This window comes from Anaerococcus marasmi (genome assembly GCF_900290195.1).
GTDB classification, from domain to species: domain Bacteria; phylum Bacillota; class Clostridia; order Tissierellales; family Peptoniphilaceae; genus Anaerococcus; species Anaerococcus marasmi.
Genome location: NZ_OLMF01000004.1, coordinates 1,756,577 through 1,769,681, shown reverse-complemented (window position 1 = coordinate 1,769,681; position 13,105 = coordinate 1,756,577). Strand labels below are relative to the sequence as shown.

Below are 13,105 nucleotides of genomic sequence, written 5' to 3'. Positions count from 1 at the left end.
ACCTCTAATTATTCTTCTTTGATTTGTACCTTAGGTTTGAATCTAGAATTCTTTTTCTAATTCTTAGGTGGTTTGGTGTGATTTCAATTAGCTCGTCTTTTTCTACAAATTCCATCATCTCTTCTACCGACATTTTTTTGGCAGGTGTTAGCATTATAGCATCATCGCTTCCGCTAGCACGAGTGTTGGTGAGCTTTTTCTTCTTGCAGACATTTACGTCTATGTCGAGTCCCTTGGCGTTCATTCCGACTACGAGTCCTTCGTAGACCTCATCGCTTGGTTCTACGAAAAGTTGGCCCCTAGTTTGGGCAGAGTTTAGTCCGTAGGCTGTAGCAATTCCTGTCTCACTTGCTATTAGACTGCCTACGCTTCTTGTCTCCATATCGCCCTTGTAACGGTCATATCCTTCGAATTCGGAGTTAAGGATACCTGTACCCTTTGTATCTGTCATAAACTCTGTCCTGTAGCCTATAAGGCCTCTGGCAGGGATCCTGAAGACTAGTCTGTTGTAGCCTGAGCTTGATGGTTTCATATCGATCATCTCGCCCTTTCTACGGCCGAGTTTTTCTATAATGGAGCCAGAATATTCTTGGTCTACGTCAATTGTCGCAATCTCGATTGGCTCGGTTCTCTTTCCGTTTTCGTCTTCCTTAAACATAACTTCTGGCTTTGAAACTTGGAATTCATAACCTTCACGTCTTAGGTTTTCGATAAGAACTGAAAGGTGGAGCTCGCCACGACCTGATACCTTGAAAGCCTCTGTAGTATCTGTCGCTTCTACTCTTAGGGAAACATCTGTTTCTCTTTCCTTAAGGAGTCTGTCTCTAAGGTGTCTACTTGTTACATATTTTCCGTCACGACCTGCAAATGGCGAGTCGTTTACAGAAAAAGTCATAGATAGGGTTGGCTCAGAAATCTTGGTAAACTCTATTGGTTCAAAATCTTCTTCAGTTGCTACAGTATCTCCGATGTTGATATCTTCCATACCAGAAAGGGCAACGATTGAACCAAACTTAGACTCTTCAACTTCCTTTCTCTCTAAACCATCAAATTCGTAGATTGTAACGATCTTTGACTTAAGATGTCTATCTTTGTCGTTGTAGTTAGTGATTACTGCGTTGTCATTTTTCCTAATCACACCACTTTCTACTTTTCCAATTGCAATTCTTCCAAGATAATCGTTGTAATCTGTTGTAGAAACAAGGACCTTGAAAGGAGCATCTTCTTCTGCCTCAAAGGCTGGGGTGTAGTCTATGATGGTATCTAGAAGGTCTGTCATATCTTCCTTGACAGTTCCTTTCTCATTTGATGCCCAACCGTTTTTGGCTGATGCGTAGACAAAAGGACTTTCTAAGTAAGACTCATCTGCATCAAGACTTATGAAAAGATCTAGGATTTCATCTTCTACCTCGTCGATTCTTTGATCTGGCCTATCTACCTTGTTGATACAGATAATTGCAGGAAGACCTAGCTCAATTGCCTTCTTTAGGACGAACTTTGTTTGTGGCATAGGGCCTTCGTGGCTGTCGACTACAAGGACAACAGACTCTGCCATATTTAAAACTCTCTCTACCTCTCCACCAAAGTCGGCGTGGCCTGGAGTGTCTATGATATTAATCTTCTTATCTTTATAAAAAACTGCAGTATTTTTAGAAAGAATAGTGATTCCACGTTCTTTTTCGATGGTGTTTGAATCCATTACTCTCTCATTTACTTCTTGGTTATCTCTAAATAAACCACTAGTCCTCAAAAGACCATCTACGAGGGTTGTCTTACCATGGTCAACGTGGGCTATAATGGCTACATTTCTAATATCTTCTCTTTTCATAAAACCTTCTTTCCTTCTAACAAATTCTATCAATATATTATATCCCATGTTAATATCTTATCAATATTAAACGACAAAAAAACATCCTTTTTCGGATGTTAAATACATATATTTGCAAATTTTTTGTTAATTTATATCTTTTTATTAAGAATTAGTGCAGCTATTACGTTTTCTTTTATGACTAGGCTATCAGAGATTGCCCTAACTAACATAAGTCCCCTGCCATGATCTGAGAAAAAATCCGTTTCGTTTTCCAGAGGTATGCCGCAACCCTCATCCCTTACCTTGACTAGGCAATACTTTTCATCTACTAGGACTAGGCAGTTAATCTTTCTGTCATAGACCTTTTTGTTTCCATGTTTATAGGAATTTATGATAAGTTCATCTAGGATAAGTCTAATATTGAAGATAAGATCCTTATCATCGAAAGTTTTTCTAGCAAGATTCATTGCATCTTTGTTAAATTGTTTTATAGAATCGATGTCTGTATTCATCTGTCGTCGTATGATATCCATTTTGCTCTCCCTATATTTTTAATACCCAAAAATATCAAAAGTATTCTTCTAGTAAAAGGATTAAGAAACAATGTTTAAAATTTCCAATTAGTGGTATAATATAAACATAAAACGAATGAAAGGAGACATTCTAATATGAAATACGTATGTACAGCATGTGGATACATTTATGATCCAGCTGAAGGAGATGTAGACAACGGTATCGAAGCAGGTACAGAATTTGATCAACTACCAGAAGATTGGGTTTGCCCAGTTTGTGGTGTTGGCAAAGACATGTTCGAAGCTCAAGAATAAAAATATTAATTAAGGGAAGCCTAGTGTTTCCCTTTTCTTATTTCCATTTTTAAGTAAGTTTATTAATAAACATATAACTTAAAGTTTAGGAAAATCTTTGTTAAGAAAACGATGTTATTTTCCTTAAAATATGGTATAATAAAAATGTAATATGAATGAAAGGAGACATTCTAATATGAAATATGTTTGTACAGCATGTGGATATATCTATGATCCAGCTGAAGGAGATGTAGACAACGGAGTTGAAGCAGGAACAGAATTCGACCAACTTCCAGAAGATTGGGTTTGCCCAGTTTGTGGCGCTACAAAAGATATGTTCGAAGCTCAAGAATAAGATTATTTAAGGAGGGCCTAGCCCTCTTTTTTGTAAAAATTTAATTATAGGCATAAAATAACTCCAAGTCTTTTTATCTTGGAGTTATTCTATGCTTCTTTCATTTTGGTTTTTATAACTTTTATCAAAATCACAGCCATAAAGCTTAAGGCAAAGACACCTACAAGATGGATATAAATCCTATCTGCACCTGCTTCCTCCTCCTTTAGTTCGGCCCTAGTCTTAAGATTCATCTCTTTATTCTTGTTCTTATTATCATTTGAACCGACTTCGAGAACTAGAGTTTCATTTTTTTGATTTTCTAGATAGGTATTAGTCTCTGTTCCTTGGTTTGAATTTTCTATGTAAGACTCGTCTTGATCTGTTTTAGTCCTTGGCTTATCATCTGTTTTTGTATCAGAATCTTTACCTTCAGATTTTGTGTTTTGGGCTTTGTCTGTCCTTACTTCTACCTTTGATTTTTCGCTTGTCTCTGGCTTTGTCTCAAGTTTTTTTGTATCTTTTTTCTCAGGCTTTTCTTTATCATTAGCCTTGTCGGCACTTTCCTTTGAAGGAGGGCTCACTTCCTTAGCAGGAGTAAGATTTTTTGCTTTTTCCTCTTTGTTTTCTTCTTTATTATTTACCTGTGCTTTATTTTCTTCTGGACTTTTTTCTTTTTCCTGGCCTCTATCATTAGATGCCTCATTTGTTTCGGCCTGAGATTCTTCTTCTGATTTTTCAGGAGCTACAGCCCTTTGCGCCGGTTCTTCTGTAATTATTAATTTATCTTTTTCTTCCCCAGTCCCACCCTGGGATTCGCTAGTTTCCGTTTTTGTAAGATTTTCTGAGCTTTCTTCATCGGCTAGAGAAATCGGTTCAGATAAAAAAATAAGCGATAGGCTAAGGGCTAGACCAAGGAGGATTCTTTTGTATCTTCTCATATTTCCCCCACAATCTTACTTATATTTTACACTCTTAAAGAACAATACTCAAATTTCTCACATATTTTAACAAGCTTTCTAGAAGAAAAAAAGAGCCAGAGGCTCTTAGTTATTGTCAGATATTTCATCAGTTTGATACCAGCCCTTGCCCATAACTGTCGATGTGTTAAGGACTGTTATAAAGGCTTTTGGGTCGATACTTTTGATAAATATCCTAAACTTAGGTGCTTCCATCTTGCTTGTCGTGCATAGGTAAACTGTAAAGTCCCTTCCCATGTAAAGACCTTTGGCATTTATCACAGTCGCTGACCTATTGAGGTCTTCTTTAATGAAAGATCCTACTTCCTTAGTCTTTGATGTTATGATTATAAACATCTTGGCCTGGTTCATAGATGAAATTATTATATCTACGCAAAGACCCTTGACAAGGAGACCGAAGATAGAAAATAGACCTATCTCAATGCCAAATACCCAAATTGAAGCAAGGGTGAAGAGCGAATCTACGAAAAGAAGAGCCTTACCTACTTCAAGGTGGGTGTATTTTTTGACTATCATTGCAATGATATCAGTTCCACCGGAGCTTGCTGCTATGTTAAACAAGATAGCAGATCCAACCGAGCTCATTATAAGGGTAAAAAACAGCTCGAGCATGGTATTATCCGTAAGGGTCCCATTTATTGGGATAAGCTTATCTAAGGCAAGAGCTGCCAGAGAGTTAAGGATTGCAACATAGCCGGTCCTTAGGGTGAATTTCTTTCCCAGAACAAAAAAGGCAATTGCAAGGAGGGTTAAGTTGATAAACAAGGTAAGTTGGGGCCTAGTGAAAGGCACAAACATACTCGCTATGATACTCATTCCCTCGACTCCTCCTATTACGAAGCTGTTGGGATATTTGAAAAAGTGGGTTCCGCAGGCCATAAAGATCGCTGCGAAACTCATCAAAAATATCCTCTTTTGCTTGCTCATAGGATCGTGGTTGTATATTCTCTTATTCCTATCTTCTAGATAGGAGTTTATGGAATACTTGCGTTTTTTTTCTTGTGGGTGAGGACCTTCTTGCAATTTTATCTCCTTTAATTATCTGAATAGTTGTCGAAATATCCCTGGATTAGGATGATTGGTGTTCCCTTATCTCCAGAACCACTTGTTAGGTCGCAGAGAGATCCTAGAAGATCTGTGATTTGTCTTGGAGTTGTACCGAGTGTTTCGTTTTTTCCGATCAACTTATCAGCCTTGTGGGTGATTTTTTCTCTAATAGCCTCATCTCTTTCTTCTCCAGAAAGTTCTTCTAGCTCTGTGTCGGCTATATATTTGATCTTAATTTCATTAGGTGTGCCTACTAGGCCATCTGTGAATGCTGGGGAAACAACTGGATCAGCAAGCTCCCAGATTTTTCCTACTGGGTCTTTGAAGGCTCCGTCACCGTAGATCATAACTTCGATTTGCTTACCAAATTCATCTACTAGTCTTTTTTGTAGGCTATCTACGAAGTTTTGTCCACCTCTTGGGAAAAGTTTTACCTTATTATCTGTAGATAGGTTAGATCCTAAAAGTCCATATTCTTCGTTAAAGCCAGATCCATCTATTGATTCAGTCATGATTTCGTCAAGTTTTAGTACTTTTTTCGCTCCATTTTCTTCAAGTTGTCTTTTGACAAGATTTCTTGTGTGGATTGAAGATACTAGGACTTGATCTGTGAATTTGAGGGCGTCTACAGGATTGTTTAGAAAATGAATTTCTGAGTTTGGTGCAATTTCCTTGTAGAAGTCTGGGTAAGATATACCAGTAAACTCATGTTTGTAATCTCCTGCAAGCTTCTTGTACTCATCCATATCGAGCACGTCTTGGTAAGGGTTTACGTCTGAGTTAAATAGGTCCATCTCATCTATTAGCCAGTTTCCTACTTCATCTTGTGGGTAGGATAGGCAGATGTGAAGTTTCTTACCTGTTAGGGCAAAGGCCTTCAAGAGAATTGAGAATCTATTTCTGCTTAGGATTGGAAATAGGATTGCTAGCTCATCTCCGTCGAACTTCTTGTTGACATCTTCTGCGATTTGCTCTATTGTTACGTAGTTTCCTTGGGCACGAGCTACGAGAGATTCTGTGATGCAGACTACATCCTTATCACGAAGAGTGATGTCTCCCTTATCGCTTGCCTTTTTTACTACATTGAAAACTGTAGTAACTAGATCGTCGCCTTCTTTGATTATTGGGGCTCTAAGTCCCATTGATACTGTTCCAATTATTCTTTCCATATTTATTCCCCTTTCGTTTGAATTATACAATAATTAAATATCCATTACAATACAGCATAATAAAGAATTTCGCCTTACTTTCAAGGTTTTTCTAGTAAAGGAAAATAGTAAATAAAGTTTTTTATATTTTTTAGACAAACGAAAGTTCTTCAATAATTTGTCATTTTTACTAGTATTTCTCTATTTTTTGTAAAACGATATCAAATTTATCTATAAAGTCTAAAAAAAGATGCTAAAATTAACTTCTAGCATCAAATTTTTGTTTACATTTCGGACATTTGACCTTAATCTTACCCTTGTGCTTGGGAATCCTAAGCTCCTGCTTGCAAGATGGGCACTTGATATACTTAAAGTCCTTGTCCTTCTTGTTTTTCTTCTGTGTCTTTACTTCGCTTTTGATTGGGTCAATGAATTTCTCCTTAAACTTCCTATTCTCCGCTACTCTCTTATACTTGTTAGTAGATAAAGCCCTAAAAATAGCATAGGCTACTAAAAGCATAGAAAGTCCACTTAGGACAGAAGACTTGGCAAAATAGGATATCACGCTTAGGATAATCCCTGCCCAAATCAAAAATATGCCGTATTCATCAATTCCTGCTCTATTGTTCATCTAAATCCTCAACTAACTCATCCATAATCTTGGATATATCTCCTTTTATCACATAATCTGCCCTAGCATCCCTGCTGGTTGGGTCCTTGTTGATCAAAACAAGCTTACCACCCTTGTAGAAATCCAATAGTCCTGCCGCAGGATAGACTACTAGAGAAGTCCCTCCTACTATTAGGATATCAGCATTTGCTATAAGATTTACTGCATAGCTAATATTGTTTTGGTCAAGGCCCTCGCCGTAAAGGACAATGTCAGGGCGAACAATCCCACCGCAAGCATCACAAGTTGCCACATCAGCAAAGCCTTTTACATAGGAAAGGTCGAAGCTTTTGCCGCACTTGGTGCAATAATAATCACGGAGATTGCCGTGAAGTTCGATTACATTTTTACTTCCTGCTTCCTGGTGGAGGCTGTCTATATTTTGGGTGATAACTCCCTTAAGCTTACCCATCTTTTCAAGTTTCGCAAGAGCAAGGTGGGCCTTGTTTGGCTTTATGCCTTCAAGCATGAGATTGTTTTTACAATAAGTCATAAACTCATCTGGATGGTCTACGAAAAACTCATGGCTTAGCATATATTCAGGTGAGTACTTGGAGTCATTTTCCCTATTGTAAAGGCCTGTAGCTGATCTAAAGTCAGGCACTCCAGATGCTGTCGATACTCCAGCTCCTCCAAAAAACACTATATTATTAGAATCTTTGATTAATTCTTTAACTTTATTAATTTCTTCCATAAGATCCTCCTATGATAAATCTAGCTTCTCATCGATGTATCTTCTGTTTACCAAAAACAATACTACATTCACTAGGACATAATAAACTAGGGGAGTGATTATCTTATAAAGGCCTCCCTCTCCAATAGCAAAGGGAAAGATAAAAGCAAGCCCCATGCCAGGATATCTTACAAGCCTTCCATTTACGAGCACAAGAGCCGAAAACTGGGTTATGATTATGGCAGGTATGATTATTAAAGTTAAGTTGATAATCATGAAAAGCCAAGACACTCTTCCAGTAAAGCGAGTCCTTGCCATATTCAAATTCAAAACTTGACCTAGCAATACATCTACGAGTAGTCCAAAGACCATGTAGTAGATAAAATCTCCTCCTATACTGTAGCCTAAAAGATAGAGGCTTATAGTAAAAATAAGGCCGCTTATTAGATAGAAGGCTACAAGGCCTAAAATTTTCGCCAAAAGGAAGGTGCTCCTAGTAATTGGCAGACTAAAGGTAAGCCTCGCTCTTTGCGTGAAATAATCCTTGTAAAGGAAGTTGATTACAAAAATCAAATTCACTCCTACAAAAAATATTATACTTGATATAAATAATATATCTGTTATAAGCCTATTTCTAAGAAAAAAGCTTAGGCCCACAAAGGATTTGACAAGGATTATAGAAAGCATGATTATAAGTTGGATCAACAAGATAGTAAAGATATAGGTCTTGTTAGTTTTCAAATCGTATTTGATAAAGTTTCTCATAATAAGCCATACACTTCCTTGTAATAATCAGAAATTTCCATCTTGTTTTCTTCTCTAATCGCAATCGCATCCTTGTGCATAAGGACCTTGCCCTTATCTAGAAAGATGATATCCTCGAAGAGATTTTCCAAATCGCCTATCTGGTGGGTCGTTATAATAAAAGTCGTATCCCTCCCCATCTTTTCTATAACCATATCGATTACTGCCTGTTTGGCAACTGGATCGACCCCATCTACAGGCTCATCCATTATAAAAATATCAGCATCCCTCGATAAATTAAGGCTAATAAGAAGTCTTTCCCTAAGACCCTTGGACAGATCCTTGGTCATCTTATCACGAGGAATACTCAAATAATCAAGGAGCTTGTCGCTTTGCTTTTTGTCAAAATCCTTATAGAAGTCTCCATACATATCTATTGTCTCCCTTACAGTAAGCTTCTCATAAAGATAATATGAATCTGGCAAGTAGGAGATCATAGACTTAGTCTCGACACCAGGACTTTTCCCATCGATTAAAATCTTTCCAGAATCCTTCCTCAAAAGACCCACTATAAGCTTAAGGAGAGTCGACTTGCCTGATCCATTAGGACCCAGGAGGCCCACGACCTTGCCCTTTTCAATTTCTAGACTTAAATCATCAATAGCAAGGGTCTCCTTATATTTTTTTGTTAAATTATCAATTGTAATAATCTTATCCATTGGCCATTCCCCTCATTTCTAATAGCCTTAGGGCCTTTTCATAATCAAGGCCAAGGGATTTCATATTATCCAAAAATTCATTTATAAATCTATTGGAAAACTCATCCTTTAGCCTTCTTATAATATCATCATTTACAATAAGATAATAATAATCAACAGCCTCAAAGACGAAGCCTGCCTTAATCATGCTCGCGATTGCAAGGTCCACGTAGGATGGATTTACCTTAAACTTGTTGGTAAAAAAGGTCTTGGCATAGAGCTTATCACCATCCTTAAGTTTTCCTGAAATAATCTCCAAAGCAACAAAATCTCTGATTTCTTCTTGTTTTGTCCTATAAGTCATAAGCCCTCAACTAATAAAATCTATATCCAAATCGTACATCTTAACCCCATCGAGGAAAACACGCATTAGCTTTTCCCCGTAGTCACCCAGATTTTTATAAATCATCTTATAATTGATTATCCTAAAAGAGGCGTCGACGTAAATAAGCTGGTCGAAAAGGGCGTCTAGGTTTTCTACCTTATAATCAAAATCGAAATTCTCATTTAAAATCTCGTAGAATCTTTCCTTGTCAGTAAACAAGTTCGCATCAATATTAATCATGGATTTATCCTTTCAAAAGTCTCGTAATGGTCCTTGGTGTAGTAGATATTTATATCCTCATCGAAAACTATCCTCTCGGCTCCTCGCCTTCCGCCATTATAGTTGACGTCAGCTTCCTTGTAATTTCCTTCTGGGAGATTTCCTTCGAAGTTTCCAAAATAATCCCCACCAATCACAGCCTTGTCTGTAACTTCCCACAAATTACCATCCTTAGGAGACCAACCTAAATTCATTGCCTCCTTCTTGGTGATATAGTTTGGGGGAAGATGGTTAAATTCGACAAGGTATGAGGAAACATCCTCTAAGCTATAGTAAGATCCATCCTCATCTAGAATCTTTCCTTCCTCTCCATTATTTTCTTCTATTAACTCATCACTTACCTTAATATCCTTATCATTCGTAAGCCTACAAGATGTAAAAATCAAGGCCAGGATAATTAAAAGATAAGAAAAATACTTTTTGACTTTCATTTTTTATCTCCTTATGGTATCATTATAACAGATTCTCTTGGAGGAGAGGAAGGAATTTTAGAAAATTATTAAAATTCCTCAAAAAAGATTTGACAAAAAGAAATATATGTCGTATACTATAATAGTCAGTTGATAACGGGGTGTGGCGCAGCTTGGTAGCGCGCGTGTTTTGGGAACATGAGGTCGAAGGTTCGAATCCTTTCACCCCGACCAGAATTAAACTAGGTTGTGAAACCTAGTTTTTTTTTTGTATTTATTTTTATTTTCTATTTTAATTAAAATATAATTAATACTTACGGCTTTGAGAAGGTGAGGCTCGAAGATCCGAATCCTTTCACCCCGACCAACAGATAACCGGCTTTGATAGCCGGTTTTAGTACCATAAATAGTGTAAGAAAGAAAGTAATTTCTATCTTGCACTATTTTTTGTATAATGAAGATGTAGTATGACGATGTATTCTTAGGGTTAAAACATCCGAAACAAAAACTGTCAACTACCTCTTCATTATTCATATTCGGTTAAGCAGGTTGGGCAAAACGTCCGTGTCACGAGCTAAAATGAGTGTAATGGTGCAGGTAGGAACTACAAATTAAAAGAAAGAGGGTAATAAAATGATATCTATAGGAATAGATATAGCAAAAGAAAAGTTTACAGTCTGTGCACTAGAACAAGGTAGCAAAATCATTTGGAAGCCTTTTGATGTCCATCTTAAGAAAACAAAAGTAGAAGAATTTTTAAAGAAACTAGATACGTTAAATGAAGAAGTCAAGATAATCATGGAAGCAACAGGTAAATACCATCTTCCAATCCTCTATGAATTAAAAGACAAAGGATACTTTGTAACTGTGGTAAATCCCTTAAAAATGAAACAGTTTTGCCGAGTACTCAACTTTAGAAAAGCAAAAAATGATAATATAGATGCCATACAAATAGCAGAATATGGCTTAATGTACTGGAAAGAATTACAAGAACACAAAATAGATTCAGAAAATTTCAGAGTCCTAAAAGAATTAAACAGATCCTATCAGCACTATATGGACCTAAGAATCAATCAAATGAACTTCATAGACCAAACAATAAGCCAAACATTTCCAGGAATAAAAAAATTAATTCCACACGCTTCAGGAGACTTTTCAAAAGACAAGCTATTAGACTTCTTAGAAATATGGTGGCATAAAAACTTAGTATTAGAAAAACCAGAAGAAAAATTCATAGAAGATTTTAAAAACTGGGCAAAAGAAAAGAGATACCATCCTAATGCTGATAAAGCTAAATCCATACACAAGCTTGCAGAGGAGAGTATCTCAACTCAACCTTCCAGTAGCTCATATATAAAGACTAGCATACAAGAAGGAATAGAATTGATCAAACATATAAATCAAATTCTACATACTATTTTATCACAAATGATAGAAATTGCCGAGCCCTTAGAAGAATACCAAGAAGCAAAAAAATTCTCAGGAATATCAGATAAATTAGCAGTGCAAATCACAGCAGAATTTGGAGATTTATCAAAATTTAAAAACAAAAAAAGTTTAATATCCTTTGTAGGAATAGATTCACCGCCATATGAGTCAGGTAATTTTAAAGCAGATCAGAGAAAAATAACAAAAAGAGGCAATGCAATACTAAGAAAAGTAGGTTATCAAGCTATGAAATGTATGATGAGTGCAAAAGATCCTGAAAATGAAATATATCTGTATATGGTAAAAAAAGAAAACGATGGAAAAGCTAAAAAAGTATGTAAATTTGCAGGATTAAATAAATTCTTAAGAATATACTATGCAAAAGTCATGGCATCAAAACAAGAAAAGATGTTGTTAAAAGTAGCCTAGAATTAACATTGCTATAGTTAAAACAAGCCGATTGTAACCGGCTTATTTGCTGTGCTCAAATTTAAACTCTAAATAACAAGTATAAAAGTAAAATTAATTTGCTTTTATACTTGACTTTTGTTAGCAGGTTTTTTTGTGCTTACTTTTATTAGAAGTATTTATTTTTAATTGTAATACTAATTGATGCTTGCGGCTTTGAGAAGGTGAGGCTCTAAATTCCGAATCCTCTCACCCCGACCAGAATTTAAGCTAGGTTGTAAAACCTAGTTTTTTTTTATTTATTTTTAAAGATTCCCTATATTAGTAATTATAATAATTATTGATGTTTGAGGCTTTGAGAAGGTGAGGCTCGATGGTTAGAAACCTTTAATAGTAAATTAACATTTGGAAAGAGATGTCTCCACTGCGGTCGACATAAGGGGTGTTGTGTTAGATTAATATTAACTATTTCAAAAAAGTTCCCTTGCTTCGACCTTGTGGAGAAGCCTCTTGAGATTGATATAATATCTTAGATTAATTTTTATTTTTTATTTACAAGTCATCGTAGACTGTAGACCTCTCACATTCGTTCGACGGTAGTTTGCGGGCTCAGCTTCGCTTCACCTCGCAAAGCCTCGATTAAGGAATTTCATCAGTTCGCTACGCTCACTGTGACAATTCCATTAGAGGTGGAAATATGCAGATACTTTTTGAATGGTGGTGAGATGTCTCCACTTCGCTCCGCTCCGGTCGACATAAGGGAAATTGTTCAGATATGGGTACTGGGAGGTTTGTCCATTGTGGCTAGAGCAATTAAACACAAAAGACTATTTCTATTGCCCTTATATTAAGGACCTATTTACCCTTGCTTCGACCTTGTGGAGAAGCCTCTCACAGTTAAAGATATCAAAACAACAAGATATATACTTTGAGATAAATTCAAACAGAAGTTAGGCCATCTCGACAGAGCGGAGCGACGAGAGATCTACAGTCTAGAATGACTTGTAAATATAAAAATTCGAGTTATTTACGTAAATAAATAACGAAATCTTAAATCAAACACGTCCCAAGGTTCTGTAGACCTCTCACATTCGTTCGAGGTGGTAAATTATTTATCTAGGTGTATTGTATAAAATCATAATTATAGTATGTTCCCAAACTAATTTTTTTATTAATGATTGCTTTACATCTAAATATCTTCTATTACCAAAAATTGAGATATCTCGACTACGCTTCGCTTCGCTCGATATAAGGGGTTATCGGCATAAAGGATGTTATGTTAGAT

Annotated in this window: 15 protein-coding genes and 1 tRNA gene; 4 read left to right on the top strand and 12 right to left on the bottom strand. The window is 36.4% G+C overall.

Features of this window, described 5'->3' with window-relative positions; all coding sequences use genetic code 11:
* Nucleotides 1-4 precede the first annotated feature (4 nt).
* Together typA and C7D97_RS08945 are read right to left on the bottom strand one after the other, a co-directional pair.
* The gene (typA, locus tag C7D97_RS08950; RefSeq protein ID WP_105301880.1) at nt 5-1,828 is read right to left on the bottom strand and encodes a translational GTPase TypA; all 1,824 of its coding nucleotides are present in this window, start codon (nt 1,826-1,828) and stop codon (nt 5-7) included.
* A gap of 131 nt (nt 1,829-1,959) precedes the next feature.
* Nucleotides 1,960-2,343, bottom strand: coding sequence for an ATP-binding protein (locus C7D97_RS08945; RefSeq protein ID WP_105301693.1), 384 nt, complete (start codon nt 2,341-2,343; stop codon nt 1,960-1,962).
* 135 nt (nt 2,344-2,478) lie between these two features.
* On the opposite strand from C7D97_RS08945, the gene rd (C7D97_RS08940) reads away from it, so the two are divergent.
* Both rd (C7D97_RS08940) and rd (C7D97_RS08935) read left to right on the top strand, forming a co-directional pair.
* On the top strand, nt 2,479-2,637 hold the full coding sequence (gene rd, locus C7D97_RS08940) for a rubredoxin (RefSeq protein ID WP_004833839.1): 159 nt from the start codon (nt 2,479-2,481) through the stop codon (nt 2,635-2,637).
* Nucleotides 2,638-2,812: 175 nt separating this feature from the next.
* On the top strand, nt 2,813-2,971 hold the full coding sequence (gene rd, locus C7D97_RS08935; RefSeq protein ID WP_015778392.1) for a rubredoxin: 159 nt from the start codon (nt 2,813-2,815) through the stop codon (nt 2,969-2,971).
* An 89-nt stretch (nt 2,972-3,060) separates the two neighbouring features.
* On the opposite strand, the gene C7D97_RS08930 is transcribed toward rd (C7D97_RS08935), so the two are convergent.
* From C7D97_RS08930 to C7D97_RS08885, 10 genes are all read right to left on the bottom strand, one after another.
* Nucleotides 3,061-3,891 (bottom strand): hypothetical protein, encoded by an 831-nt coding sequence (locus tag C7D97_RS08930; RefSeq protein WP_105301692.1) that lies wholly within the window; start codon nt 3,889-3,891, stop codon nt 3,061-3,063.
* 105 nt (nt 3,892-3,996) lie between these two features.
* Nucleotides 3,997-4,857, bottom strand: coding sequence for a YitT family protein (locus C7D97_RS08925; RefSeq protein ID WP_105301879.1), 861 nt, complete (start codon nt 4,855-4,857; stop codon nt 3,997-3,999).
* A gap of 107 nt (nt 4,858-4,964) precedes the next feature.
* Nucleotides 4,965-6,146, bottom strand: a complete 1,182-nt coding sequence (locus C7D97_RS08920; RefSeq protein ID WP_105301691.1) for a coenzyme F420-0:L-glutamate ligase — start codon at nt 6,144-6,146, stop codon at nt 4,965-4,967.
* Nucleotides 6,147-6,384: 238 nt separating this feature from the next.
* Nucleotides 6,385-6,756: a zinc ribbon domain-containing protein gene (locus C7D97_RS08915; protein WP_105301690.1), complete on the bottom strand. Its 372-nt coding sequence runs from the start codon at nt 6,754-6,756 to the stop codon at nt 6,385-6,387.
* Nucleotides 6,746-7,489, bottom strand: coding sequence for an NAD-dependent protein deacylase (locus tag C7D97_RS08910; RefSeq protein ID WP_105301689.1), 744 nt, complete (start codon nt 7,487-7,489; stop codon nt 6,746-6,748). The genes C7D97_RS08915 and C7D97_RS08910 overlap by 11 nt, the downstream gene beginning before the upstream one ends.
* A gap of 9 nt (nt 7,490-7,498) precedes the next feature.
* Nucleotides 7,499-8,233: a hypothetical protein gene (locus C7D97_RS08905; RefSeq protein ID WP_105301688.1), complete on the bottom strand. Its 735-nt coding sequence runs from the start codon at nt 8,231-8,233 to the stop codon at nt 7,499-7,501.
* On the bottom strand, nt 8,230-8,931 hold the full coding sequence (locus C7D97_RS08900; protein ID WP_105301687.1) for an ABC transporter ATP-binding protein: 702 nt from the start codon (nt 8,929-8,931) through the stop codon (nt 8,230-8,232). Before C7D97_RS08900 ends, C7D97_RS08905 begins: the two co-directional genes overlap by 4 nt.
* Entirely contained in the window at nt 8,924-9,274 is a 351-nt protein-coding gene (locus tag C7D97_RS08895; RefSeq protein WP_105301686.1) for a GntR family transcriptional regulator, read from the bottom strand. The genes C7D97_RS08900 and C7D97_RS08895 overlap by 8 nt, the downstream gene beginning before the upstream one ends.
* Nucleotides 9,275-9,280: 6 nt before the next feature.
* Entirely contained in the window at nt 9,281-9,535 is a 255-nt protein-coding gene (locus C7D97_RS08890) for a barstar family protein (RefSeq protein WP_105301685.1), read from the bottom strand.
* Nucleotides 9,532-10,005: a ribonuclease domain-containing protein gene (locus C7D97_RS08885; protein WP_105301684.1), complete on the bottom strand. Its 474-nt coding sequence runs from the start codon at nt 10,003-10,005 to the stop codon at nt 9,532-9,534. The genes C7D97_RS08890 and C7D97_RS08885 overlap by 4 nt, the downstream gene beginning before the upstream one ends.
* Nucleotides 10,006-10,141: 136 nt before the next feature.
* Here C7D97_RS08885 and C7D97_RS08880 point away from each other — a divergent pair.
* Together C7D97_RS08880 and C7D97_RS08875 are read left to right on the top strand one after the other, a co-directional pair.
* A tRNA-Pro gene (locus C7D97_RS08880) sits at nt 10,142-10,218 on the top strand.
* Nucleotides 10,219-10,617: 399 nt separating this feature from the next.
* Nucleotides 10,618-11,841, top strand: a complete 1,224-nt coding sequence (locus C7D97_RS08875) for an IS110 family RNA-guided transposase (RefSeq protein WP_105301683.1) — start codon at nt 10,618-10,620, stop codon at nt 11,839-11,841.
* The last annotated feature ends 1,264 nt before the right edge of the window (nt 11,842-13,105 follow it).

What these genes read in the sequence shown, in the direction of transcription:
- C7D97_RS08910 (WP_105301689.1), bottom strand. Translation starts at nt 7,489, where the DNA reads ATGGAAGAAATTAATAAAGTTAAAGAATTAATCAAAGATTCTAATAAT.
- C7D97_RS08900 (WP_105301687.1), bottom strand. Translation starts at nt 8,931, where the DNA reads ATGGATAAGATTATTACAATTGATAATTTAACAAAAAAATATAAGGAG.
- C7D97_RS08920 (WP_105301691.1), bottom strand. Translation starts at nt 6,146, where the DNA reads ATGGAAAGAATAATTGGAACAGTATCAATGGGACTTAGAGCCCCAATA.
- typA (WP_105301880.1), bottom strand. Translation starts at nt 1,828, where the DNA reads ATGAAAAGAGAAGATATTAGAAATGTAGCCATTATAGCCCACGTTGAC.
- C7D97_RS08885 (WP_105301684.1), bottom strand. Translation starts at nt 10,005, where the DNA reads ATGAAAGTCAAAAAGTATTTTTCTTATCTTTTAATTATCCTGGCCTTG.
- C7D97_RS08895 (WP_105301686.1), bottom strand. Translation starts at nt 9,274, where the DNA reads ATGACTTATAGGACAAAACAAGAAGAAATCAGAGATTTTGTTGCTTTG.
- rd (WP_015778392.1), top strand. Translation starts at nt 2,813, where the DNA reads ATGAAATATGTTTGTACAGCATGTGGATATATCTATGATCCAGCTGAA.
- C7D97_RS08890 (WP_105301685.1), bottom strand. Translation starts at nt 9,535, where the DNA reads ATGATTAATATTGATGCGAACTTGTTTACTGACAAGGAAAGATTCTAC.
- rd (WP_004833839.1), top strand. Translation starts at nt 2,479, where the DNA reads ATGAAATACGTATGTACAGCATGTGGATACATTTATGATCCAGCTGAA.
- C7D97_RS08945 (WP_105301693.1), bottom strand. Translation starts at nt 2,343, where the DNA reads ATGGATATCATACGACGACAGATGAATACAGACATCGATTCTATAAAA.
- C7D97_RS08905 (WP_105301688.1), bottom strand. Translation starts at nt 8,233, where the DNA reads ATGAGAAACTTTATCAAATACGATTTGAAAACTAACAAGACCTATATC.
- C7D97_RS08930 (WP_105301692.1), bottom strand. Translation starts at nt 3,891, where the DNA reads ATGAGAAGATACAAAAGAATCCTCCTTGGTCTAGCCCTTAGCCTATCG.
- C7D97_RS08915 (WP_105301690.1), bottom strand. Translation starts at nt 6,756, where the DNA reads ATGAACAATAGAGCAGGAATTGATGAATACGGCATATTTTTGATTTGG.
- C7D97_RS08875 (WP_105301683.1), top strand. Translation starts at nt 10,618, where the DNA reads ATGATATCTATAGGAATAGATATAGCAAAAGAAAAGTTTACAGTCTGT.
- C7D97_RS08925 (WP_105301879.1), bottom strand. Translation starts at nt 4,857, where the DNA reads ATGAGCAAGCAAAAGAGGATATTTTTGATGAGTTTCGCAGCGATCTTT.